Raw genomic sequence first — 22,846 nt, 5'->3', positions numbered from 1 at the left:
GATTTGTTTTGTGCGCGAGCTACAGTGCTGCTGTCGCGTCCAGTTTACTAATAAGTTATTCTGCATTTCAAACTCCGTGGGCATTTGGCGAAGCAAGGTTTGCCATCAATATTTGGTGCTTTTCATTGGGTAACGGCGGAAATTCACAGGGACGTAGTAAGGTTTACCGAAGACTAATAGCAACAGAAAAGGAGCGAGTATGGCGACGATAACGGTTTCTCCGGTTCATTTTGAGGACTACAGTGGTATCCAGTTCGAGCGCCTAGTTTTTGCATACCACCTGCGCGCGGGTTGGCATGATCTGATTTGGCACGGTCAATCAGGAGGTGATCAAGGGCGAGATATCTCGGGTATTGAACCATTTGATGACCAGCCAGCACGTAAGACCATCATCCAATGCGCGAACCGAGACACATTGACACTGGCAAAAGCCAAGAGCGACATGAGTAAGTCGATTAAAGCAACTGGCAGTGTCCCAGACGTCTTTAAGTTCGTCTCTCGTGGTGCGGTCTCGGATGCTGGCAGAACGCGCATCGAGCAAGCAGCAGCTTCCTTGGGCGTCAGGCATGTAACGATATGGTCGGGCGTAGAGTTCGAAGAAAACTTGCGTCTTCGTGCTGAATATCTGCTGCACCGTTTTGTCCAGGGCGTCGAGTTTCCTGATGTTGAAGCTGATATTCAAAAATTCACGGATGATTTTCCCGACCTTTCCGACGCCGATGTTCTGCAACTGATGGCTGCCGTATTTGACCGGCCAGCATTTCGCACACCGTTTCAACAAGAAAGTTCTCTCCCTGCTTTTCAGAAGGCAATCGAAGATACCATTGGCGCACTAAATACAGGTTTGTGGAGAACGCGTGAGGGCGTCGAGATCAGGCGCATTCCTTCGATCCACCATCTCAAAAATCAACGCATCCAGACAGTGATGGGAAAAGTGGTTCGTCAGGTCGACCAACTGCGGCGCATCTTCGTAACTCGGCTTAAGGAAGGGGAAATCAGACCTTGTGGATGTGGTCAGCCCGATTGCCCCACGTTTACGCTCACGCAACGCGTGGCTGACGAGCTAGACGACGCGAGACAGAGAATCCTCACGACGTTTCAATCAGTGTATACTTCCTTCAGTGTGAGCCTTAGTTAGGCAATGAAAAATGGAACCTACAGCGTACTCATTCTTCTTGAAAGCCCAATATAATTTCTTAAGTATGCGAATGTGATGATGGCACTGACCCCGGAACAAATTCACTACCTCAACCAATATGCACCAGGCGAAGCTGTGTCACATGCATTATCCGAGCTACTATTCATTGATCATGATCTTCTCGGTATCGATGCTAACGAACGGTCGATTACCTTTCGCTTTGCGATGTACCTCCAACAATGTTTCCCCGGTTGGACTGTAGATTGCGAATACAACCGGGACAGCATTGACCCTAAACGGCTCAGACATTTGGAACTTTATCCAGACAGCGAAGACGTTGAGGCAAAGACAGTATTTCCTGATGTGATCGTGCATCGGCGAGGTACACGACAGAATCATTTGGTCTTGGAGTTCAAAAAATCAACGAGTCGCGTAGATAGAGAGATCGATCTACTAAAACTTCGAGGTTATAAGCAGCAGCTTGGTTACGAGCACGCTCTGTTTGTGGAGGTCGGCACCGAAGGGCAATCGATCATCACGGCGCTCGAGTGGGTCTGAGAGGTGATAGAAAGATAATTCATGATACGTATTCCATCATTCAACTCTCAGCACCTTGAGGCCGCCTGTCGCGTCCTTGCTGATACCGAACGTGGCTTGAGTGGGTCGCAGATCGAGCGACTGCTACAAGAAATTAAAGTTGCTGACACATCGCCAGGAATGACAAAGTGGAAACGTCTGTTTAATGCGCTCGCAGGTGCGCAGAACCAGTATCAGGTCGGCAACCATCTTATTATGTTCATTAACCGTGCGATGAACCCGGTTAATTATGCCCGTGATCCATCGGTGTTTGCCTGGCGACGTGATGAACTCAATGTTGTCCTGGCTTTTTCCGGTTTTTATATCCGTGAGGATGGTAAGGTCGCGAGCGCCGCTAAAGTAACGACTCTGGATTCTGCTCGAGCCCGCGCCGGGCGACTTAAGGCTGCACTCGAAAGCCGTGCTGTGCATGCGGAAGTTTTGAACTATTGCCGTGCCGAACTTCTTGACGAAAACTATTTTCATGCCGTCTTCGAGGCGACGAAGGGGGTTGCGGAACGTATTCGTCAGTTGTCCGGGTTGAGCGGTGATGGTGCTGACTTGGTGAACAAGGCATTTACCGGACAACAACCTGTTCTGACTTTGGGATCGCTTACCACCGACTCAGAAAAGAGCGAACAGAAAGGTTTTGCGAATCTACTGATTGGTCTATTCGGCGCTGTGCGCAATCCACTAGCCCATGCGCCTAAGAAGAATTGGCCCATGTCTGAACTGGATGCGCTGGACATCCTTACGTTGGTTTCGCTTATTCATCGCAAGCTGGATGGCACACACAAAAAAATAGCCTCCCCATAGGAGAGTTGCATGAGCTATACGGACTGGCGAGTTTATCAGGAGGCCATTGTAGAGGTATTTAGACGTCTTGGATGTAATGCTCTGATTGACTATAGAGGCAAAGGCAATCGAGCGGCTCATGATATTGACGTCTTCGCGATCTTTCTTCGACCGGGTAGTGGATGTCGAATCGTGGCGGTGGGAGGGTAAGTAAACGCTAAAACGAATAATTTATTATTGGCGTTATTACAATATATCGAATGGCCTTATTAGAGGAATATAAATTCTGATATTTTAATCCATTAGTACAACCGGCTATCTTCATTTATCTCGGAGGCAATGCTGTTATTCATGTTTCATTAAGGGGCATATGGATTGATTGCCCCTGTTTAGAGTTATGCTGCTGCTGCATAAAACTCTATGTAACATTCAATAATGCTGGTTTTATCATTAAAAGTAAGCTCATGCTCAACTAGTTGTAGTTGAGCACACAGCGCTGGCTTAATTCCTAAGAATCTACGGTAGTCTTCAATAATTATTGCTGCAGATGGGATTCTCTGAACGATTCTGTATGAGGATAAACAGTCCCTTATGATTTTTATGAATTTTTCAGGGCTATTGTCATGTGACATAATGTCTTGTCCTGAAATATCTGAAATATATTTTTGATATCGATATTTTTCATTGTCGACAATAATTGCTAGTTTGCTTTTTTGATTTTTACTCGAGCCAAATTTTTTAGCACCAAGAAATAACCCTAGTTCCAATGGCATGTTAAATCTAGGCAAATTATTGACGTGATCTAATTCAGTTCTAGATATGTCATGGATTCCAATTTTACAATCCTTGATTATGCGATTTATTTTATCGAGCCGTTGATCACCAGCGTCATTTATTTCCAATGCGCATCGAGGTTTAAAATTACAACGGTAAACTGCAAACAATGCTGCATCAATAAAATCAGTGTAAGCATCGTCAAATGGGCAGTTTATAAAAACATTAGTCTCATAGCTCATACTTACGCCTTGTTTTTTTCTAAGTTGTCAGCAAGGATTTTAAATATCTCTTTCTTAGCTATTCTGTTGCTAGTATTTGCCCTTTTAATGTTCCAATTTTCGCTGTTCTGGCTAATGACATCACGTATTTTTCCATCTGCAGAATGAATGGACACAATCCCTCCATTCTTAATTAAATTTCTTGCTGCCTCTATAGCATCTTTTTGTGTCCTGTAATTTTGACTGGTAGCTATCTTTTCATTTTTGGCCGACAATATTCGCCAATCAGCGCCAGATTTAACAATGGTATAGTAGTTTTTCATGAACTCCCCCATTCAGTTAGAAAAATTAAGGCACGAGCTGCTTTAAGATTCAGCATACCTTACAGCCTAGTTTTTGTCAGCGAGCTTCGTACGGTTGAAAAAATTTTTTCAATAAGAGTGATACTTATCAAACATATTCACAGGTAAAGACCATCAGATCACCTAAAACTGATGAAAAGAAACACTGTCAAAAAACCTGTTGTTTTAGACGCGCAAGAGGCGCCCATACAAACAATGTTGCATTGGGGTCTCCTGTGATCTTTTCGTTCAATTTTAGGCTTACGGCTGATCGTTTCCTAACACAACCCGTCCCGCTAGGATTAATGACAGGCGTTATGTGCACTTGTACGACAGAACAATGTCAGGAAGGTGAACTATCAGGCAATACGAAGACAAAATCACACTATATAACGGAGAAAACATCATGACAATTTCCCTGCATACCCAGATTAGCATCCTTAACACAGCAGTGGCGACAAGCGCACATTACTCTGTGTATTTGTTGAGGTTAGCTGATTCATACCATACTATTTGATACCCTCGTTCTGTTTAAAGTACTGTATAAAAACCTAGTAACTCAAAGGGTCGCAAGGGAAGAAAATTGAAACGCCCAAGGTTGCATCTGATGGGCTGCACTCTATCCATGTGATGGATCTACTGTGGAAGGGGCTAAAAAGCATGATCTGATAGACTTTGTGTCCTTCATAAATTAAATTGATAAGAAATATTAATGGTGAGCCGAGTCATCTCCACTAGAAGGATGGACTTATCAATGGAAAGTAATATTTTAGGTCATGCTCAGAGAGAAACTTCAGGAGCAACTACATTTGGAAAATATAATTTCCAATATCATTGGGCTTTATGCAGAATAATTGAAAAACATAAATCCAATGCAGACTATGCATTATTAATTGAATATCATGAGGATGTCGTTATCGCAGACTCATTGTTTGGCAGTTCGGCGAAATTTGAATTTTTTCAAGTGAAAAATACTGGGAATTCCTTCACTGTTGACTCTTTAACTAAACGAGTAAAAGGTGCAGAGGGACTTAAGAACTCCATTCTAGGAAAACTATTAAGCTCATGTATAGGCACTGAGTATGAAACACGTATTACGGAAATAGGTCTTGTATCCTCTAGTGGCTTCTCATTTGATCAGAAAGATAATAAGTTAAAGTTAGATATTATAACTTCGGGTGATCTTAGCGTGGATTGTCTATCGGGCTTAACTGGGAAATTAAAGTCCGAGCTTGGGATAGATATTTTTCCAGAAAATCTAAAGTTCATCATTCCAAAAATAAAGTTAGAAAATCAAGAAGAATTCGTTATTGCCAGATTTGCTGAATTAGTAAATGAAATATTTCCAAATAGTCATTGTAATGCTGTCAATATTTATAGGGCAATTATCGACGAGATTCATCGCAAAGGACAGAATACTTACGACTTTACTATGTGGGAGAAAATGGTAGAGGATAAGTCTCTCACATCTCATACGGTAAAAGATGTCATAGCTGTAAATACAACGAGTCCAAAATTTGAAGACTTTGAGAAAGACTTTGAGTATTTAGCTAAAAGCGATATGAAATGGAATACCTTAACATATCGAAAGATGGTAAAAAAAATAAAACAAATTTACTTACGTAGAGTCGGGTATGCTTCAGCTTTTGATATGAATATAATGAGAATAGCTCAACAGGCGCTCAGTAATGTTCCGGAAGAAGACTATACTGAAACAAGCGATTACATTAAGGCAGTTGTTATGAAAGCTAAAGAACTGAATATTGAAAGCCAAATCCCAGAAGATGATGATATACTTTGCGAGATAATTTACTGTTTTTTGAAGGTGATGCATGAATAATATAAAAATAACAAAAGAACATTATAAATTATTAATTAGAAATTTAAGGAACAAGAAAAATGAAAAGCTTGCAATTTCAACGATTGGTTCTGATATCAGATTCGAAAAGACTTGCGAATCAGTTCACGTTCCCGAAGAGATTGAATCTAATTACAGGAGAAGATAACAGTATCGGCAAGTCCACTCTAGCCAAGAGTTTACTATGGTCGCTAGGATGCGATCCAGTTATCGACGAAGAATGGAAATCAAATGACATTAAATCGATATTATATTTCACTATAAATAATAAAGAATATTTTTCTTGCCGTGGAAGCCACTCAATAATTTTGGGCGCTATCGATGGTGAAGCGAAAAGATACACACATATAACTGGTGATTTTTCACAAGACCTATCAGATCTTGTTAACTTTAAAATGAAGCTTCCTAATCGGACTGATGGGAAATTAGAGACTCCTCCGCCAGCATATTATTTTTTACCATTCTATATTGATCAGATAAAAAGCTGGAGTTCACCTTGGGATTCATTTGAAAACTTAGGTCAGTATGCCAACTGGAAAAAATCGTTAATAAAGTATTTTACTGGCTATCTGAAACCAGAACATTTTGAATTAGAAGAAGAAATTTATGAATATAGTGAGGTAAAAAAAGAATCAACAGCAAAAATAGAAAAATTTCAAAGCGCAGTTGACGTCATAGTTGATAATTCTGCTGATATCACCATAGCATTAGATAATGAGAAATTTAGCGAAATTCAGAAAGAGATAAATACTGAGCTTCAAGAGTTTATCGATTACCAAAGGAGGCTTTATGATGCTCAGGCTACGATTACCTCAAATATATATGATCTCGAAAAACAGTATGAATTAGCCACCAGTTCTGCAAACGAACTCGAAGAAGATTATAAGTTTGCGGTCGAGTCTATACCGACAGATCATTTAGAGTGCCCATTGTGTGGTACTCTTCACGATAACTCACTGACTAACAGAGCATTGCTTCTTTCAGAGAAGGATTCGCTACTTGACGAGGCAAACTCAATAGCATCAGAAATAGAGGCGCTTAGATCCTCATTATTTGAGTTAAATGAGGTAGCTCAATTTGCTACTAATGAAATTGAAAGAATTAATAAGAAGTATCTCACCGATGACAATGCGGGCGAAAAAACACTCATTACACAAGTAATTGATGCTATTTCGAAAGAAAAGGTCTCAAGAAGTATTCAAGTTAAAATTGATAATGAAGATCTTAAAATCAGCAAAGCCAATAACTCTGTCGCCGAATTGAAAAAAGATCAGAGAAAACTTCTTTCAAACAAGGATAAGGAAGAACTGAATTCTTCTTTTATGTCAAAGCTATTGGGAAATATTGAAGCACTAGGTTCAACAGGAGTAAATCTTAGCAAAGTGAAATCACCTACTGATTATAAACAGTTACTTGGTGGCGGTGCTGCTGAGGCTGCCAGGGGATTGCTTGCTTATCAACTCTCCGTACTGCAACAAATACATAGTGCTAAAACTTGCATAGTGCCTCCTTTCGTCATTGATACACCCAACCAGCAAGAACAGGCGGGGCATCGTTATGAAACCGTCATCAAAGAACTAATGCGCAGTATCCCAGAGGATTATCAGATAATACTGTGTGCAATGGAGAATAATGCATTAAATGAATTTAAACATGATGCCAATGTTATTACATTAAATTCTGGAAAGTTATTGGATTCTTCCCAATATGACTCTCTAAGATCTGAGTATAAAAACATTCAATTGGCTGTAAGAGAAACGAGGGATGATGATTAAAAAATAAATATTATTTGTAACTTTATGCATAGTAGCGAGTATATTGCTATATACCATATGAATCTTACTTAGCGCTGATCTAATTTTATATAGTAGAGCTAAGTAATTATTCATGACCTTTCTGTGAGGAGGAGAGTGGTCTTTTCAAAATTACTACGGCGTTTAACAAATAGTTGAACGCTGCTAATTATTACCGTTTAATAAATGGTGTAACATAACCAATATATTCGGATTGAACAGTTCGATGGACTTCCCAACGTTTGGCATTAGCAGGCCGTTCACGCTGTGCAGCATGAGTTAAAAATAATCGTCTCTTCGTCCGTGAAACACCAACGAAGAATGCACATCGATTCTCATCTTGGTTACCAAAGAAAATCTCGTTTTCCACCGCCATTATAATTACAGAATCGAACTCAAGCCCTTTGCTTTTGTGAATGGTTAAAATTCTGACTGCTTGGTCATCCGTAAACCGTCCAAGAGCTTGTGGCAAATCTGATTCAATTTCAAGCAACTCTTCAATCTTTGCTTTGGTATCACGAAAAACTTCCTGTAGACGCTTGTGTGATTCGTAATCAGGTGATAGGGCTACGATTGTATCAGTGCCAATATGTTTTAAAAACTCCTTTACAAACTTCCACCAACAAGAAAAAGGTGAATCAAGCTGTTCAGCACTAGTTGCTTCTTTGCGCTGTTTTTTTAACAAACGATCAAGGTCCTTTCGCGCACAGGACTGTACTTCTTCATCAGCAAAAGGAATCAGCTGATTCATCAGACGGATCCAAGCCTTGGGTTCACGCTTTCCATAGAGGCATGAAAGATAATCTACGATTAAACGTGCAACTGGCTCAACAGTAATATCCTGCATTTGCTGCTCGTTTCGATATGGAATTCCTCGTAATTCCAGCTCCATCATTAGGTGGTCAGCATAGAGATCTAACTGCTTAGAAACTAAGACGGCAATTTCTGTTGGTGCCAATCCTTCTTTATTAATCCAGTCATTAATAATATTTGCCAAATAAATGGCTTCTTCTTGACTGTTTCTGAAACTCTCGACATGAATCTCACCTTCGTCACCATTAAATTGTTCATCTGGCATGACAGATGCAAGATCAAGCCGACGAATTATTTCGTTTTGTACTCGCAGCAATTGTGGCTTTGACCGGAAATTACGGTACATGTTAAGTGGAACTGCATTGAAATCATCAGTAAATGTTTGGAATATACCATCCATCGCTCCCGCCCAACCCATGATTTTTTGCTTGGTATCACCTACTGCAGTAAGCCGGATTTTAGTCCCTAGAAAAGCAAGTTTAACCAATTCATATTGCAAATTTGTACAATCCTGAAATTCATCAAGGAAAATATCGCTGTAAGTCTGACGAATAGAATTACGAGCAATTTTTGAGTTTTGCAATATTTTAATAGCCAACGGAACAAGATCACTAAATTCGATTTGGGAACGAGAAATACTGATTTTCTTATCAACGATCGTATAGTCTGAATCTAATGCCTCTCTTCCTTTCAGTACTGGTCTAAAGCGATCAATTATTCGCTTGGCAAATGCATGGAAAGTATAACTATCGAAACGGGAGGCAAGGTCTGCACCACAGCGCCGTTCGACGCGCTCTTTTAGATTTCTACTAGCATCAACCTTGAAGGAGATAGCGAGAATCCGCTTCGGATACCGACATGTCCCTGTCCGTAACAGGAAATCTGCCCGCTGCGCAAGCATTTCAGTTTTACCTGCGCCCGGTCCAGCGGTAAGAGCTAAGCAACGTTTGCGGGCTTTTGCTGCTCGTTTTGCATTTGGTTCCAGCGTTAATCCATCTGCGGGTTGCCATGCTTCAATAGGAATCATTCAGGTAATTCTCCAAGTTTGGCAATAACGGCATCAACTAGTCTATTAAGCGACTCTGGCATATTCGCAATTAATTTTTTGTCGCTTAGTTTCGCTAGAGCATCAATGTGTGCGGCGGGCTTACTACCTAATTTAAAACGTAGATGATATGTAGCGAAAAAACTCTGTTCATCTACGCTATATTGAGAAATATTGTTATAGCTTTTGCCAAGCACTGCTTTTATTGTTGACTCATCCGGCTCCTCTTTTTCAACTCCATAAGCTTCGGGATAAGCTAGCAACATGGTAAAGTCCAAATCCATAGGAAAGGAAAAAAACACAGATCGGTTTTCAAGTTCTTTGAAAATGTCTTGAGTGCCTTTATTAAAAAAATGGTGAGTTCTTATTGGCGTAGTTTCATCATTCCATTTTGTAATTTTCCATTCTGTAGGAAGTACTTTCTCCGGCTCAAATGTTGCAAGCTGATCGTTAACGTATTTAATTCGCCCCCATCCAGCGCCATACCGAGCTACATCCAGATCAAGCAAAGTCAGATAGGGAATCTGCAGTGCTGAAAGCAACCGCCAGAAATGATTTACATGCCTGCCACCTAACGGTGCTACCGTAATAGCTGATTCATCCACAGGAGTGCCTTTAACTTGGAGCAAACGAGGCAGTACGATTCCTTCACTATCTCCTTCACCAAGCACAACCAAGCGTGAGAAATAGATCTCAGGGAATGCTTGTACAGCCTCTCTCACAAATTTATGTGCTTCATCTGTTTTAGGGGGCAATTTGATACACGTAATTCGTGTTTTTCTTTCCTCAGTAAGTCGTAGATAACGTATAAATTTAGGATCAACTCTTCGTAACATTGATGGTGCATGATTAGCAATTAAGGCTTGAGCATCAATATTTTTTGCCATGGTATTCAAGGCACTGACGATACGTCCCAGGTAATGGGGAGAAAGGCTATTCTCTGGTTCTTCCACTGCGACCAGCGTAAAAATCGGAGGGCGCAACTTGTCGGGATCAAATGTAACATCTTCCTCTGCGAGAACAGCTCTACCGATCGCTTGAGATGATAGAACAAGAGAAAGGTAAAGCATCGATTTTTGACCATCGCTCAACCGAGAAAAATCGACAAGCGAGCCATCATGGCCGGGAGTAAATGAAACCGATAAATGGCGTAGCAATGCTTCAATCTCCGAAGCCACAAATGTAATTTTAGGATCTGAGAAAAATTTACCTTTGTGTAGGGTTGCCCAAGTTAATTTCAAACTTTCACTGAAAGCATTGATGGAGGGATTAGCTGCTAGGCTGTCGCTTATCTGGTTGGTTAATCCTCTAATCGTATTACGTTCATCATCCCAACGAACAGCACGGAGCAAACGTCCGAGTAAAGCGTTAGCACCGTAAGCAATATGGTCTGCAGGGTCCCGTCTGGCTGGTAAGTAGTGAACTTGAATATTATTACGCTCTGCCCTGGTTACTTGAGCTGTGGTTTGAGGTGAGCTATCAGGACTGACATCCAAAACATATACTAAGTTTTCTTCTATATCCCCATCTATTCCCATAGTAGCAGTGAGGCGAAAACGCACACGTGGAATACCTTCTGGCTCATCAAGTCGCATGTGACCAAAATAAGGAGCCACAGTACTGTTATCCTCGTCCTCCGCAAGTTCGTGAAACAGAAAGTCAGCTTCAATCCACAACTGTCTCTCAGGAGGAAATTCATCCTCATCAAAAGGGACATGGAAATCTGTTCGCTGGACACGACGCAATGTTGGATCAAACGCAAAAAGTCGGCATAAAGCCTGAAGTGCTGCTGTTTTACCTGATCCATTAGGACCAATGAGATAGGTCACATCTTCCAAGCTTAGTTCAGTTGGTTCTTTGCCAAAAGACTGGAAACCAGATAACCGAATTGCTTCAAGCTTCATTCTACTTCCTCCCTCAGTACAAGTTATCCATTGAATTGATAAGCGAACCCACTTGTTGTTAATAATACGGTAGCCATTCTGCCATTAATCCCATACAGCCCTTAAAGAGAGTTGTTAAAGGGTATAGTCATTAGCGAGCCTAGGTGGCCTTACACTCATAGGAAATTTCAGCGATTGTAATTAAACCGGATGCAACAAAAAATTTCTGGTAAATCTTGAAGCAAAGATCAGTTTTGGGTGGCCCCGACAAAATTACCTTATGCCTAAATTCAATAAACCGCTATACCCTCAAAAAAATAAAACCATTTCACTTCTGCGGAGCAAGGGCGCTACGCCCGGATATGCAGGGGCAAGTTTTTTCTCCTGTGCGCTTTTCGTTCCTGTATCGGCTTCCTGTTAATCGTTTCCCAACACAACCCGTCCCGCAAGGGTAAATGGCACGCATGCTGCGCCCTTGCAGGACAGAACGATGCCGGGAAAGCGAACCGTCAGGCGATACGAAGACGAAAATCACACACTGACGGAGAAAAAACCATGACAATTTCCCTGCTTAACCCCCGGACAAGCGCCCCTAACACCGCAGCGGCGACCAGCGTATCCCCGCTGGACCCGTCAGGCTCCTCAAAAACGAAATTTTCTAAAACCAGAAAGGATATTTATCAGACCGTTACCGACAACATCATTGCAGCACTGGAAGCCGGTGTTAAACCCTGGTCCTGCCCTTGGCAGCGTGTATCCGGCATGTCTGGTCTGCCATCCAATTACACAACCGGAACAGTCTATAGCGGTATTAATATCATGCTGTTATGGTGCAGCGCATCTAAACAAGGTTTCAGCGATTCCCGCTGGGTGACTTACAAACAGGCACAGGCAACTGGTGGACAGGTTCGCAAGGGTGAGCATGGCACAACAGCTATTTTCTACACCACACTTGAGAAGGAAAACGACGCCGGAGAAATCGACCAAATCCCGATGCTGAAAACCTTCACCGTATTTAACGTTCAGCAAATCGACGGTTTGCCCCTGACAACGGAAACGGTCAGCCCGGAAGCGACATTTGACCCGTTACCGCAGGCTGAAAATTTGTTAAGGAAGAGCGGCGCAAACATCATCGAGAAAGGACAAAATGCTTTTTTCAGCCCATCAACAGATGAAGTCTGGCTACCGGAGCGCCATCTGTTTTCTGATGCGGCGAATTTCTACGCTACCGGCCTGCATGAGCTGGTTCACTGGAGTGGTGGCAAAAAACGTCTGGGCCGTGAAATGAAAGGGAAGTTTGGCAGTGCTGATTATGCAGAAGAAGAACTGGTGGCGGAGCTGGGAAGTGCCTTTCTGATGGCGGATCTGGGGATTGAGGGAGAGGTACAACATGAAAGCTATATTGCTTCCTGGCTGAAAGCGCTGAAAAACGACAAGCGTTATATTTTCAAAGCGACCAGCGCAGCCTCTAAAGCACATCGTTATCTGATGGATAAACTCTGAGGCCGGAGCCGGACAACCGCAAGGGAATGCGGTTACATGGTTTTTAACCGGCAACGCTGCAAGGCGCAGACTGAGGCGGAACGCAGCACAGCGAGTACCGAACAGTCTGCGCCTCGCAGTGGAATAAATAATTTCTGGCCTGGCGGTATCGCCGCCAGGCCGGTGAGGCCACCATGATGGCCTGTGTAAAAGCTTACGTATAGCTGTCTAATGACAGGCGTTTCAGTTCATTAAGGTTATAAATGCGAAACACCCGGCGGTGGCGTTCTTCCAGCGGGACGTGCTGATGGTTGATGATGACATGCCTGATGCTGTCAAACAGCAGTTCAAGTGCACGCTTCTTCTGTGGATCGGGTACAACATAAAAAACGTAAATCCACTGCTTGCGGGTACGGGCCAGCAGGTGGCTTGCCATGATCGACTGATACCGGGCTCGGGTTTTCAGGCGGCGCTCGGTTTCAATGGCAATAACGTTACCGTCGGGCAGCGTCAGTAATCCGTCCGGGCGATGTTTTACCTGATACTGGCTGAGAAAGGTGGCCCGGTCGCCGTTAATCCATCCCGAAGCGCCTTTCTTCTCCAGAATAAGTCTGGCGGCCTGATTATCAAGATGGTGCTCCAGCGTCCAGCCGGTGATTTTTGATGGTTCAAACCGCGCAGGAAAGATTTTATCATTCGGGGTTAACACCACCGCCAGCCCGTCGCTGGTGATCCCCCATAATGAAATCTTCATTGTTCGTGATTCAAGCACATGCTTCTGGATTAACCCCATTTGCTCAGTTTTTGCCAGCAGCGAATAAAGCGATTTATGATCCCGGAAACCAAATAGCAGCATCAGCGTTTTGAAATCGCTGTAGGTTTCTTCTTTCAGGAAGTTCAGCAGTTGTTTTATTTTTTCTCTGTTGCGTGTCTGGCGCTCTTGATATGTCGAAATCAGCATAACCGCTCCTTAAAAATCCAGCGGGGACAGGTGTTCTCCCTCATCAGGTTGGGGCTCTGCCGGTTTGACTTCGCTTTCGTTGAAGAAAAGACCCGGGTGCGTTGTCATTACATCCTGTATGGATGGTTTATCATCCTCGTCAAAATCCAGTGCGATTTTCACCGGTGCCGCCGATGCGGTAATATCAGGGGAAACCGAGAAGATTTTTAGCTGACGCTTTCTGATCTTTATCGGTGAAATTAATGATGCAGAAGGTTGCGTTTTTGTCGTAAAGATAAAGCTGACAAAATCGGGGAGGTTCAGGATCATATTGCTGTCAATAAAGAAACGTTCGGCCTGGCGGATTGTGCGCTCACTGTCGATGGTTTCCGTCAGCATATTATCCGTCTTGGCCTTACGGAGTTCGTCATCCACCAGGATCGTGCCTGACATTCTCGCTACCCAGTCCGCTGTATCCGGGTCCATAACCCGGTAAACCAGTTTGAATTTGGCATTTTCAACGACCGCACCGACAACGGCGTCACCTTTCAAATCTGCCGGGCAGTCTTTTAAATCGGCGATGGACTGGTGGTCCATAATAATGTGTACGCCTTTATCCCGCGCCGCGCCTAAACCTTCCAGCGCTGGCCTGGATAAATGGTATTTCAGTTCGGAAAGATAAATAGCAATGGGGCGGGGGACGTCTGTTACTCGATCGCGCCTTTCTGCCAGCTGGTAAAGGCGAACCAGCAGCATGCGCTGGGCGGTAATAATTTTGCTGTTTCGCATGGACCCGATAACATAACAGCAGCCACCTTCATCAAATATTTTTTTGAGTGAAAAACCCTCCGGTGAATTAATGGCATTGAGTAAGGCCAGTTCCTCAATCTTACCGAAAAAGGCTTTGATTTTTTCGGCGATGCTCTGAACGTAGTCACCGTTATAAACATCACGGATTGTTGCAGATGTGTTATCACTGACAAATTGTGCGGCCATACGGGCGGCTTTTCGGTCATCAATGCGATAAAAGTCCGACTCCTGACCTTTCTCTGCCAGGCTGAAACCGGCAACAAAAAGCTCTTCCAGTTCATCGGCGGTGATCTCTTCAATGAGGTTTAACTGGTATTGGGTTTTACGCAGGTCAATCAGGGCAAAAGGTTTGCCTGCATCCTCGCAGGCTTTGCGGTAAAGGTGGGGTGCCCATTCATCATCCTTGGGGTCCATAACAAACACACCTTCACCGGCCAAAATACTTTGATAAAGCAATATCCCGGTGGCAACCCCTTTACCGGCTCCGGTGGTGCCGATAATATCCGCGTGCTGTTTCTGCCAGTCTTTTAACGGGAGATACATTGGTTCGTTCTCCCTGTCCATGCCGATAAATAGCCCTTTACTCAGGTCGATATAATGCAGCGGGTCATAATGCAGTGTTTCCGGCAAAAGGGATTTTACGGTGCGGACATCAGTACGTAATTCCCGTTCAAGGGTGGTCTTTTTAACAAGGCGTTTCTTTATCCTGTCCAGCTCCGGCGTTAATACCCGGCGAAGCATAATATGAAAAATAATCCCGGTAATAGTGAAAGCAATCCGTACTGACCACGCCAGTGCTGAATTATCACTGGTGAGTCTGATGTTATACAGCCACTGAAAGGATCCGATAACTATCGGAGCCAGTGTACCGGAGAGAAAACACAGCAGGGAAAAAGCAATAATCAGCTTTTTCCAGAGTGGAGCTTTCTGCCGTTCATCGCTTTTCATTGATACAAAAAACGGCATCGTCAGCCCCGCTAATAACGCCAGCATCAGTTGTTGCTGTTGCACAAAAGCGAGCAGTGCCAGCATCCCGTTCACTATCGGCGACAGTGAAGCGGCAAGCTTATTTAAAATCATGATGCCTCCTTCGTCAGCGATTCGCCCCATGACATCGCCCCATCAGTTCGCCCCACGGTGTCGGGCGAAAACGTGGGGCGAGCGTATGGGGCAAAGAAGGTGGCCGCTGCGCGGCCATATGCAGGAAAGCATGCTTCCCTGCACGAAACGGTGTGCGTCAGTACATGCGGGCTGGACGCCCTTATTGCCTGTCGCATGGGGGTAATGTCGTGGCTGGACGCCGCGTCAAAACCCCCAGGGGCAAAGGCGGCACACCGTCGCCCGCTACGCGCGACCACCCCCTTTAAGACGGTCGCTTTCGCCTTTTTCTTCCCTTTGCTCGTTCCTCGCAGCGGGAATAAAAGGGAAGCTGACCTTTAAAGAGGGTGGTCGCGCCACGCTACCGGCTTTTGGCCGGAGACTTAGCCGCGACGGTGTGCGGGGCTGTGCCCCCCGGGTAAACCGCTGTCGTGGGCGACAGCTTTTCGCTCGCCGGGGCGGCGAAATTTATCCGGCTCCCCCCGGCCTGCAAAATCCGCGTGGGCGCGGCTGTTTGCAGGTGAGGCGCGGTGCCTGAATTATTTTCGCTCCTTAACCCGCGAAAATATTTCTGTCCGCTGCCTCATTTTTACGGCCCCTGTTTCTTCGCTCCTTAATCCGCGAAAAACAGAAGCCGTAAAAACCTGAAAACCGTCATGCTCTGTGCCGTCTCGCCAGTATTAACCACGAACGCGGCCATATTTACTGATGATCTGACGGATAGCCGCCGGGTCTGCCGAATCACATTCAAGTAAAAAAAATTTTCTGGCATCAGCCGTATGGTCAGGCAGAAAACCATGCCTGTTCTTTTTTACGATATTAAAAAATGCCCGTTCAGCGGTGTGACATTCACTGCTGCCGCCATTCCCGGTTGCTTTACCGTACATACATAACACCACTTCGCAGGCATCAGCAGCCAGTACAGATGTTGGACATGACGCCATAACGCCGAGTATTACTACGGAGAATATTGTTTTTTTCATTTCAGCCACCGTTATGATTAATGAAAGGTTACGTATTTTGGGGTGAGATTGTTTGCCGGAGTTATTTTCTGAGAGCCTCTTTCATACTATTTAAATGGACTGGCTTAAAGTAAATATCACGCATCCGTCGCACATCGCCGTGTATATCAATGCTGACGATGACATCGATGCTTTTAAGTACCTTGCGTAACAGCACATCAAAAGGAATGTTCCGGCAGTCCGGGTTTTCATAGCAGCGGTCAATGATGCCTTCAATACATTCTTCCGGGCTGCCCGCATGCAGGGAGGTTATTAACCCTTCATGCCCGGAGCCGACAATTTTCAGCGCGTCCCACGCTTCCCGCCCACGAATTTCCGCCAGTAATATCCGGTCAGGGTTCATTCGATAATTAGCACGGATCAGCCTGCCGGGCGTGACAATAGCATTATCCCCGGGATCCGCAGGGTAAAAAAGATGCACATAATTGGCATGGTGATAAAAACGGATTTCGGGATTATCCTCAATCGTTACCAGCCGGAGATGCAGCGGAATATAATGCAGCAGCGTTTTCATATAGGTTGTTTTGCCGGAGCCGGTTTCACCCACAATAAAAATCGTTTTGCCGTATTCCACCGCCTTTTCCATAAAACGGGGAATATCCCCGCTGTGATATAGCCGGATCAGTGCATCATCCTGGCTTTCCGTTTTTTCCTGACCGGCCACGCGCTGATAAAATCCTGCATCAATCCATGACGGATGATTTATCTGCTCAAACGAGGGTTTGCGTAACGTAATGGATACCGTATTACGCTCACAGGCCGGGGGAATAATCGTCTGAATACGTTCGCCGGATTCGAGCGTGGCCGACAGTATCGGTGACGTATCGTCAATATTATCGTCATGCCAGGACGCCAGTGCTCTGGCAAAGGCGTAACACTGACGCAGCGTGACCGGGGATTCACGCTGCTGCCATGCCCCCTTTATTTTGGTGTGCAGTTCCCCCGGTCGGTTAATCGCGATTTCGGTCAGCCCTTCGACTGGCAGATAATCACCGAACAGCTGATTTTTCATAAAATCCAGTGACAGGTTTTCAGCGCTCATACCATTTCTTTTTCAGCCGTAGTTGATAAACAGAGGAAAAATCAATATCCGTGCCGGTCATGATGCCGATCACGTCGCCCTGGTTCAGGTACATCGTGGGCGGGATACTGATGCTGTTTTCCAGCGTCGTTTTCGCCATTTCCGCCGTGGCGGCGCGGGTGTTTTCGGTATAGTCGGTATTGCGGTCTTTACCCGGCGCGGCATCTGATGCCGCTGCCGCCACGTCCTGCACGGTACTGAGCATCAGGGCATTGCCGAAACGCTCCCAGAAATGGCTGTCGATCCAGCCTGCGATCCCTGCCTCACCGAGCGGGCCGGTGGCCTGCGTATCGGTGAGCGGGATTTGCAGGCTGCCGGGCTCCGGCGTGCGCAGCTCCGTCCACAGCACAGACATCCGGCTGCGCCCGTGTTGCAGTGCGCCGGTGCGGTAGACGCCACGGGCGACCGTTCCTGCCGGGATCAGCTTCACATGGTTACTGGCGCTCCAGACATTCTCACCGATCAGGCAGGAGATATGACCGCCAACATCGGATACGAAGCGCCGCATCATCGAACAGGGAATATAGCGATCCACCGGGATATAGAGATCGGGGTCAAGGCCCAGCCGCCTGACGCCAGTGACACGGGCTACGCCCGGATTGTCGCTGTTGGCCGTATCCGATGCGGTTTCCGGTATGGCGGGATCCGGGCAGCGCAGGCGGCCATCCACCCCTCTGACCAGTACTGACTGACAGGATGTGTACGCCGTGGAGGCTGGCGGGCTGTCTGACGTTCCTGCGCTGTTACGCGGTTCACGACGGGACGTGTGGGCATTGCCGCCAGCCGTTGTACCGCCGCTGTTCAGCCCGTTTGCCAGTGCTGCCGCCTTGTTCAGGGCGGTCGGCCTTGGCGGCAGAGCTGGAGTGGCCGGGGCGCTCTGACTGGCAGGGCCTGCGCTTTCGTGCCTCCCTGTCCCGAACAGGCCAAACGGGTTACTGTCCATGCCCAGATCCTTACGCTCCTGCTGCACCGCCCCGGAGGAGGGCGGCGGTGCGGTGTCAGATTCTTTCTCATCACCCCTTTTCAGGGCGCTGAGAAGACGATCGCCACCGGATGCCAGCGCGATGACCAGGACCAGACTCAGCAGGCTGACGATCAGCGTACGGTGACCGGACGTCTTACGGAAACGGGTCACTTCCGGTTGGCCGGGCGGCGTTTTCTGCTCCGGCTCCTGATATGCCATTGCCGCGCGGGCGCGTTCGCGGGCTTCTTCTTCCCGTTCTGAGATGGTTTTTTCCGGTTCGTCCGGGAAAGATTTGTCGGTCATTTTGCCTCCAGCGTAACGGACGGCGAAACGGTGTCACTGTTGGCCAGTGGGATACGCCCGAATCCGTCGTTTTCGATCCCCACCACCGAGGTGCCGTAACGCAGAATCAGCTGCGGCGATGCCGGAACCACCACCACGGTGTAGTTGCCCCGTTTAACCGTTCCGGGCGTGACCGCCTGCTCCTGGCCGTTCACCACCCGGAAGACGGAAGGCAGGGTTTTCGTGGGGGAAAAACCTATATACGCAAAACGACCGTCATCCCAGGCAAAATCCGGGGCGATAAAGGCTGAACCGGCGGCCACCCGCTTGCTGTAACGCCAGTTGCGCGGCGAGCCCGGTTGCCGGAATGCCGCCGCTATCCGCTGCCGGTCCAGTTCTTCCTGCTGCCGTTGCTGGCGGGTGGCGCTGGCAGCGGCTGATTTTTTCCGCAGCTCATCGGGATAGTGGTAACGGATAACGAACGCCTGCGCGGGCGAGTCGCGGTCCAGTACGTTCAGCTCCAGGCTGTAATCGCGCTTCGAAGTCACCACGAAGAGGTTGGTTTTCCAGTCTTTCTCTGTCGGCAGAAACACCTGGCTGACGGTGTTGCCGCTGGCATCCGTGACCGGCTGGGTAATCGGGTTGGGGCTGATGCCCACCCGGTTGTCGCTTTTCGTCACGGTCCAGCCTCTGGGAAAACCAGCCTGCGCATCGATAACGGTTTCATCATCGTCAAACACCAGCATGGTGACGTAGCCGGGGCGGGTACTGACGACCGTGGCGTTCTGGCTGTTGTACATGACGTTCTGCATCCGGCTGTCATACGCGCTGCCGCGCGGTGTCGCCGCGCTCCATGCCACGCATGACGCCAGTAAACCCGTGAGGAGCAGAATGTGTTTCAGCATCATTCCCCCCTCAGCTCTTTGTCGCGCTGGTAGCTGGTGACGATAAAGCCCAGTGGGTTCACTTCGCGCTGGCTGTCGGTCAGTTGCCGGTGCGGGACGTAGCGGTATGTGAGGCGGATATTCCACACATCCGTTTTCACGGAATTATCAGCAATACGGCGAATTGTGCGCTTAATACGCAGTGTTGCCAGATTATCCGGCCCGGTGGCAGGCGCATGTACATTGGAAATAATGGCGATATAAACGACATATTCTGCCTTATTAAAAATCACGTCCGGTGCCTGGTCGCCGTTAAACCCGTCCAGATAGTCCCGGTTCACGCTGTCGCTGTTAAATAACTGCACGTCGTCATAATCACGCTGAAGGGAGAAATAATTATATCCCTCGCGGAGTCTGACATAGTGTGCTGCCAATGAATGCGCCAGTGCCTTTTCAGAAGAAATATCCCGCTCCTTCACGCGGGTCATATATTCATAGCGCCCGGTCTGTTTATCCACTGACCATAATTCAGTGTCGGTGGTTTTAAGCGGCAGCAGAATAATAATGGTCGCAATCGCCATGGCGGCCAGAATCAGTCCGGCAGCGGCCACCCGCCAGGCGGTTTTTCGGGAACGCTCCTCCTTTTCCAGCAGGATGGATTCAAAAGAGCGGGAAACATTAACAATGTTCTGAATATCAGACATGGCGAGTCAGCTCCTGAATGATGGCGGGGGAATTCACTGGTGCGGGTTCGCCGGATACCGGCGGAAGGTCGCCCTGATGCCGTGCGCAGCCCGTGAGCGCGCACAGCATCAGAAGGATGATGCTGAATTTCATGGAAGCCCCTTATCGTATGGATGCAGGAATGCCGCACCGGTGGCGCAGGCCACGGCGTGACGGGGAAAGGAAATTAAGAGACGGGAGGATTAACGGTGACGCTGCCGGTTCAGGCGTTTCATACTTTCGATGGCGGCGGCGCGTTTTTGCCAGGCGCTCACGGTTTTACCCGCGCCTGCGCCGGTGAGCCTGCCGGTCGAAGCGGCGACGGCCATGCCGCCTTTCGCAGCCAGGCGGGCACCACCCTTTACACCCGGACCGGTGAGGTCGGCGGATTTATTCGCCAGTCCGCTCAGACCACTCATGGCTGCCCCCTGTAGCACCGCCTGTACGGCGGCCCCGCTGAGTGCGCTGGCGAGCTTCGCGGAAAACCAGACCACCACACCCGCCGCGACCCCGGCCAGCAGGCACTGCGCCGCCAGCGTGACCATATTAGTTTCAGCAGATGTTTTTGTTGCTGCATCCAGTATTTTATTCAGGTAATTAATGGCAATACGGATGGATAAAGCAGAAAACATGATCGTTAATATTGCCGCGAAAATCGTTTTCAGCCAGTTATCAAACATCGGTTTAAGAAAACCGTACAACAGGCAGAAAATAAAGAGCGGCGCCGTGGTGGTCATTAACAGGATGGTGATTTCGGCGAGCAGGTTCACAAAGGTGGCTGCCATCAGCAGGACAATAGAGCCGCCCCATACCAGGACTTCGGCAAGGCCACCATTCAGTTTGACGTAAGTTGAGGTGTCCATATTAAATAACTTTTGCCCCAGCGCCTGTGCCTTTTCCCAGACGGTATCGAGCAGCGCCCAGACGTTATCATCGCCGCTGATACCGTCTTTGAGTCCCTGGATAGCCGCTACCGCCATATCCAGCCAGCCATCCCGGTTTAACGCAAAGGTGGTGATCAGCAACATTCGCCCCACATCCCAGGCGACATCTTCAACCGGGGTCCGGAGTTTGCCAGCCAGCGTCTGATAACCGCGAAACAGTATAAATAGGGTAAAAGAGCTGACGATGATGACGCTGATCATCGTGCCGTAAGTGGAAGACTGACCTTCCAGTACGGAATTCAGTCCATCCATGATGTTTTTGTCCATACCAACAAAAATACCACCGGACATGGTGCCTCACCTGATATATAAAGAAAGGAAATAGAAAACAGAGAGGATTCCCTGTTTCGCTGGAGGAGAAATTACTGTGTCACTGCATTTCTTTTTTCAGCTTCCTGCTGAAATATCGCCCCGAATTTCTCCTTAACCCCGGGCTGGCCTTCCTGTGCAAACATAAGTGCTGCCCGGTGGGCAAATTCGCAGTTATCGCTTGCCTCGCCATCCTTCAGGCATTGCGTATAAACCGCATAAGTTTCGTCAGGATGCTGCTTATACCAGGCTTCGGATTTGGTTTCCTTGCAGCCGGACAGTAATATCACGCCTGAGAGTGTGCATAAGGTGAATAAAGATCTGAGCACGGATAACCTCCTTATAAATTATTAAGGTCAGCAACAGGTGCCGTCAGTTGCTGCTGTTCAAAGGCTTTCTGTCTTTGCTGTTCCAGCAATGTCGTTCGCTGTTCAGCCTGTCTGACAGACATCTCCCACTGATTCGTCAGCGCATTTAACTGTACGCTTTTCGCCGCGATGGCGTTAGCCAGATCCTGAGACTCTTTCGAGTCCTGCGCATTCGATATACGATCAGATAAGTCTGATATGTCGCTGAGTGTGCTGTTGATCCTGTTTTCAACGCCAGTGGTATTCTCAATCGCCATTGCCTGATTGAGGATCATCTGTTTACAACTGTCGGCCAGGGCCTGAGATTTTATTCCTTCCTGTTCCTCGCTGCATACGCTGAACGATTTGTATTTATTGTAAAGGTTTTGCAGTTCAGAAGAATATGAACTGTTCTGCGTGGTCAGCAGATCATCCAGTGAAATACCGCTCTTACGGAGTTTATCAATATCGGTTTTCAGGCTTCGGGCATCGCTGAGAAAACCCTGAATATCCCGCACGCCGGTTGCGGTAGCCAGTTGCTTCTTATATGCATCAAGTTCACTTTTATAATGGGTAACTGTATCCTCCCATTGTTGTAGTTTTTGTATCCACTGATTAATGGATTCGGTATTCTGCACAGCGTCGAAAACCGGTATTCCGGCGCTGAATGTCTGCGTTGAGAAAAATAACGATAATGCCAGAAGGTGATCCCGGGTACGCATT

Annotated in this window: 21 protein-coding genes and 1 pseudogene; 7 read left to right on the top strand and 15 right to left on the bottom strand. The window is 46.9% G+C overall.

Going from position 1 to position 22,846, the window contains the following annotated elements:
- Positions 1–199: 199 nt before the first annotated feature.
- The 4 genes and pseudogenes from KOL70_RS07500 to KOL70_RS07485 all read left to right on the top strand — a co-directional run.
- A complete protein-coding gene (locus tag KOL70_RS07500) occupies positions 200–1,138 on the top strand; it encodes a hypothetical protein (RefSeq protein ID WP_075324470.1) in 939 nt (312 codons plus the stop codon).
- Between the two features lie 78 nt (positions 1,139–1,216).
- On the top strand, positions 1,217–1,696 hold the full coding sequence (locus tag KOL70_RS07495; protein ID WP_047063037.1) for a hypothetical protein: 480 nt from the start codon (positions 1,217–1,219) through the stop codon (positions 1,694–1,696).
- 21 nt (positions 1,697–1,717) lie between these two features.
- Positions 1,718–2,530, top strand: a complete 813-nt coding sequence (locus tag KOL70_RS07490) for a TIGR02391 family protein (protein ID WP_047063039.1) — start codon at positions 1,718–1,720, stop codon at positions 2,528–2,530.
- A 9-nt stretch (positions 2,531–2,539) separates the two neighbouring features.
- Positions 2,540–2,695 (top strand): annotated as a pseudogene (locus KOL70_RS07485) (restriction endonuclease); the annotation flags it as partial.
- Positions 2,696–2,904: 209 nt separating this feature from the next.
- Here the strand turns inward: KOL70_RS07485 and KOL70_RS07480 are convergent.
- Positions 2,905–3,525: a hypothetical protein gene (locus KOL70_RS07480; protein ID WP_044784805.1), complete on the bottom strand. Its 621-nt coding sequence runs from the start codon at positions 3,523–3,525 to the stop codon at positions 2,905–2,907.
- 2 nt (positions 3,526–3,527) lie between these two features.
- Entirely contained in the window at positions 3,528–3,827 is a 300-nt protein-coding gene (locus KOL70_RS07475) for a DUF2188 domain-containing protein (protein WP_050310681.1), read from the bottom strand.
- Positions 3,828–4,599: 772 nt separating this feature from the next.
- Here KOL70_RS07475 and KOL70_RS07470 point away from each other — a divergent pair.
- Together KOL70_RS07470 and KOL70_RS07465 are read left to right on the top strand one after the other, a co-directional pair.
- Positions 4,600–5,685, top strand: a complete 1,086-nt coding sequence (locus tag KOL70_RS07470; RefSeq protein ID WP_075324471.1) for a DUF4297 domain-containing protein — start codon at positions 4,600–4,602, stop codon at positions 5,683–5,685.
- 59 nt (positions 5,686–5,744) lie between these two features.
- A complete protein-coding gene (locus KOL70_RS07465) occupies positions 5,745–7,478 on the top strand; it encodes a hypothetical protein (protein ID WP_075324472.1) in 1,734 nt (577 codons plus the stop codon).
- 190 nt (positions 7,479–7,668) lie between these two features.
- Here KOL70_RS07465 and KOL70_RS07460 read toward each other — a convergent pair whose 3' ends face one another.
- Together KOL70_RS07460 and KOL70_RS07455 are read right to left on the bottom strand one after the other, a co-directional pair.
- Positions 7,669–9,336 (bottom strand): UvrD-helicase domain-containing protein, encoded by a 1,668-nt coding sequence (locus KOL70_RS07460; protein WP_075324473.1) that lies wholly within the window; start codon positions 9,334–9,336, stop codon positions 7,669–7,671.
- On the bottom strand, positions 9,333–11,258 hold the full coding sequence (locus KOL70_RS07455) for an ATP-dependent endonuclease (RefSeq protein WP_215480456.1): 1,926 nt from the start codon (positions 11,256–11,258) through the stop codon (positions 9,333–9,335). Before KOL70_RS07455 ends, KOL70_RS07460 begins: the two co-directional genes overlap by 4 nt.
- A 534-nt stretch (positions 11,259–11,792) precedes the next feature.
- Between KOL70_RS07455 and KOL70_RS07450 the strand changes: the two genes are divergently transcribed.
- A complete protein-coding gene (locus KOL70_RS07450; protein WP_050310688.1) occupies positions 11,793–12,740 on the top strand; it encodes an ArdC family protein in 948 nt (315 codons plus the stop codon).
- A 193-nt stretch (positions 12,741–12,933) separates the two neighbouring features.
- On the opposite strand, the gene mobC is transcribed toward KOL70_RS07450, so the two are convergent.
- From mobC to KOL70_RS07395, 11 genes are all read right to left on the bottom strand, one after another.
- Positions 12,934–13,680 (bottom strand): MobC family replication-relaxation protein, encoded by a 747-nt coding sequence (gene mobC / locus KOL70_RS07445; protein ID WP_135701681.1) that lies wholly within the window; start codon positions 13,678–13,680, stop codon positions 12,934–12,936.
- A 9-nt stretch (positions 13,681–13,689) separates the two neighbouring features.
- Positions 13,690–15,549, bottom strand: a complete 1,860-nt coding sequence (locus KOL70_RS07440; RefSeq protein ID WP_135701683.1) for a type IV secretory system conjugative DNA transfer family protein — start codon at positions 15,547–15,549, stop codon at positions 13,690–13,692.
- Between the two features lie 698 nt (positions 15,550–16,247).
- On the bottom strand, positions 16,248–16,550 hold the full coding sequence (locus KOL70_RS07435; RefSeq protein ID WP_075324479.1) for a TrbM/KikA/MpfK family conjugal transfer protein: 303 nt from the start codon (positions 16,548–16,550) through the stop codon (positions 16,248–16,250).
- A gap of 61 nt (positions 16,551–16,611) precedes the next feature.
- The gene (gene virB11 / locus KOL70_RS07430; RefSeq protein ID WP_075324480.1) at positions 16,612–17,631 is read right to left on the bottom strand and encodes a P-type DNA transfer ATPase VirB11; all 1,020 of its coding nucleotides are present in this window, start codon (positions 17,629–17,631) and stop codon (positions 16,612–16,614) included.
- Complete coding sequence (gene virB10, locus KOL70_RS07425) at positions 17,621–18,937, bottom strand: VirB10/TraB/TrbI family type IV secretion system protein (protein WP_075324481.1); 1,317 nt, start codon at positions 18,935–18,937, stop codon at positions 17,621–17,623. The genes virB11 and virB10 overlap by 11 nt, the downstream gene beginning before the upstream one ends.
- On the bottom strand, positions 18,934–19,824 hold the full coding sequence (virB9, locus tag KOL70_RS07420; protein WP_210408841.1) for a P-type conjugative transfer protein VirB9: 891 nt from the start codon (positions 19,822–19,824) through the stop codon (positions 18,934–18,936). The genes virB10 and virB9 overlap by 4 nt, the downstream gene beginning before the upstream one ends.
- A complete protein-coding gene (locus KOL70_RS07415) occupies positions 19,821–20,504 on the bottom strand; it encodes a virB8 family protein (protein WP_038807505.1) in 684 nt (227 codons plus the stop codon). Before KOL70_RS07415 ends, virB9 begins: the two co-directional genes overlap by 4 nt.
- Complete coding sequence (locus KOL70_RS07410; protein ID WP_038807504.1) at positions 20,497–20,637, bottom strand: hypothetical protein; 141 nt, start codon at positions 20,635–20,637, stop codon at positions 20,497–20,499. Before KOL70_RS07410 ends, KOL70_RS07415 begins: the two co-directional genes overlap by 8 nt.
- Before the next feature lie 89 nt (positions 20,638–20,726).
- Positions 20,727–21,758 carry a type IV secretion system protein gene (locus KOL70_RS07405; RefSeq protein ID WP_075324482.1) on the bottom strand — a complete coding sequence of 344 codons (1,032 nt, stop codon included), beginning with the start codon at positions 21,756–21,758 and terminating at the stop codon, positions 20,727–20,729.
- Between the two features lie 71 nt (positions 21,759–21,829).
- Entirely contained in the window at positions 21,830–22,105 is a 276-nt protein-coding gene (locus tag KOL70_RS07400; protein ID WP_064170455.1) for an EexN family lipoprotein, read from the bottom strand.
- A gap of 11 nt (positions 22,106–22,116) precedes the next feature.
- A complete protein-coding gene (locus tag KOL70_RS07395; protein ID WP_135681389.1) occupies positions 22,117–22,845 on the bottom strand; it encodes a type IV secretion system protein in 729 nt (242 codons plus the stop codon).
- Between the last annotated feature and the right edge of the window lies 1 nt (position 22,846).

It is taken from the genome of Pantoea sp. B270, from assembly GCF_018726825.1.
GTDB classification, from domain to species: Bacteria; Pseudomonadota; Gammaproteobacteria; order Enterobacterales; family Enterobacteriaceae; genus Pantoea; species Pantoea dispersa.
Note: the sequence above shows the minus strand (reverse complement) of the source record. Positions and strands in the feature narration are given on the sequence as shown.

What these genes read in the sequence shown, in the direction of transcription:
- KOL70_RS07500 (WP_075324470.1), top strand. Translation starts at nt 200, where the DNA reads ATGGCGACGATAACGGTTTCTCCGGTTCATTTTGAGGACTACAGTGGT.
- KOL70_RS07495 (WP_047063037.1), top strand. Translation starts at nt 1,217, where the DNA reads ATGGCACTGACCCCGGAACAAATTCACTACCTCAACCAATATGCACCA.
- KOL70_RS07490 (WP_047063039.1), top strand. Translation starts at nt 1,718, where the DNA reads ATGATACGTATTCCATCATTCAACTCTCAGCACCTTGAGGCCGCCTGT.
- KOL70_RS07480 (WP_044784805.1), bottom strand. Translation starts at nt 3,525, where the DNA reads ATGAGCTATGAGACTAATGTTTTTATAAACTGCCCATTTGACGATGCT.
- KOL70_RS07475 (WP_050310681.1), bottom strand. Translation starts at nt 3,827, where the DNA reads ATGAAAAACTACTATACCATTGTTAAATCTGGCGCTGATTGGCGAATA.
- KOL70_RS07470 (WP_075324471.1), top strand. Translation starts at nt 4,600, where the DNA reads ATGGAAAGTAATATTTTAGGTCATGCTCAGAGAGAAACTTCAGGAGCA.
- KOL70_RS07465 (WP_075324472.1), top strand. Translation starts at nt 5,745, where the DNA reads ATGAAAAGCTTGCAATTTCAACGATTGGTTCTGATATCAGATTCGAAA.
- KOL70_RS07460 (WP_075324473.1), bottom strand. Translation starts at nt 9,336, where the DNA reads ATGATTCCTATTGAAGCATGGCAACCCGCAGATGGATTAACGCTGGAA.
- KOL70_RS07455 (WP_215480456.1), bottom strand. Translation starts at nt 11,258, where the DNA reads ATGAAGCTTGAAGCAATTCGGTTATCTGGTTTCCAGTCTTTTGGCAAA.
- KOL70_RS07450 (WP_050310688.1), top strand. Translation starts at nt 11,793, where the DNA reads ATGACAATTTCCCTGCTTAACCCCCGGACAAGCGCCCCTAACACCGCA.
- mobC (WP_135701681.1), bottom strand. Translation starts at nt 13,680, where the DNA reads ATGCTGATTTCGACATATCAAGAGCGCCAGACACGCAACAGAGAAAAA.
- KOL70_RS07440 (WP_135701683.1), bottom strand. Translation starts at nt 15,549, where the DNA reads ATGATTTTAAATAAGCTTGCCGCTTCACTGTCGCCGATAGTGAACGGG.
- KOL70_RS07435 (WP_075324479.1), bottom strand. Translation starts at nt 16,550, where the DNA reads ATGAAAAAAACAATATTCTCCGTAGTAATACTCGGCGTTATGGCGTCA.
- virB11 (WP_075324480.1), bottom strand. Translation starts at nt 17,631, where the DNA reads ATGAGCGCTGAAAACCTGTCACTGGATTTTATGAAAAATCAGCTGTTC.
- virB10 (WP_075324481.1), bottom strand. Translation starts at nt 18,937, where the DNA reads ATGACCGACAAATCTTTCCCGGACGAACCGGAAAAAACCATCTCAGAA.
- virB9 (WP_210408841.1), bottom strand. Translation starts at nt 19,824, where the DNA reads ATGATGCTGAAACACATTCTGCTCCTCACGGGTTTACTGGCGTCATGC.
- KOL70_RS07415 (WP_038807505.1), bottom strand. Translation starts at nt 20,504, where the DNA reads ATGTCTGATATTCAGAACATTGTTAATGTTTCCCGCTCTTTTGAATCC.
- KOL70_RS07410 (WP_038807504.1), bottom strand. Translation starts at nt 20,637, where the DNA reads ATGAAATTCAGCATCATCCTTCTGATGCTGTGCGCGCTCACGGGCTGC.
- KOL70_RS07405 (WP_075324482.1), bottom strand. Translation starts at nt 21,758, where the DNA reads ATGTCCGGTGGTATTTTTGTTGGTATGGACAAAAACATCATGGATGGA.
- KOL70_RS07395 (WP_135681389.1), bottom strand. Translation starts at nt 22,845, where the DNA reads ATGCGTACCCGGGATCACCTTCTGGCATTATCGTTATTTTTCTCAACG.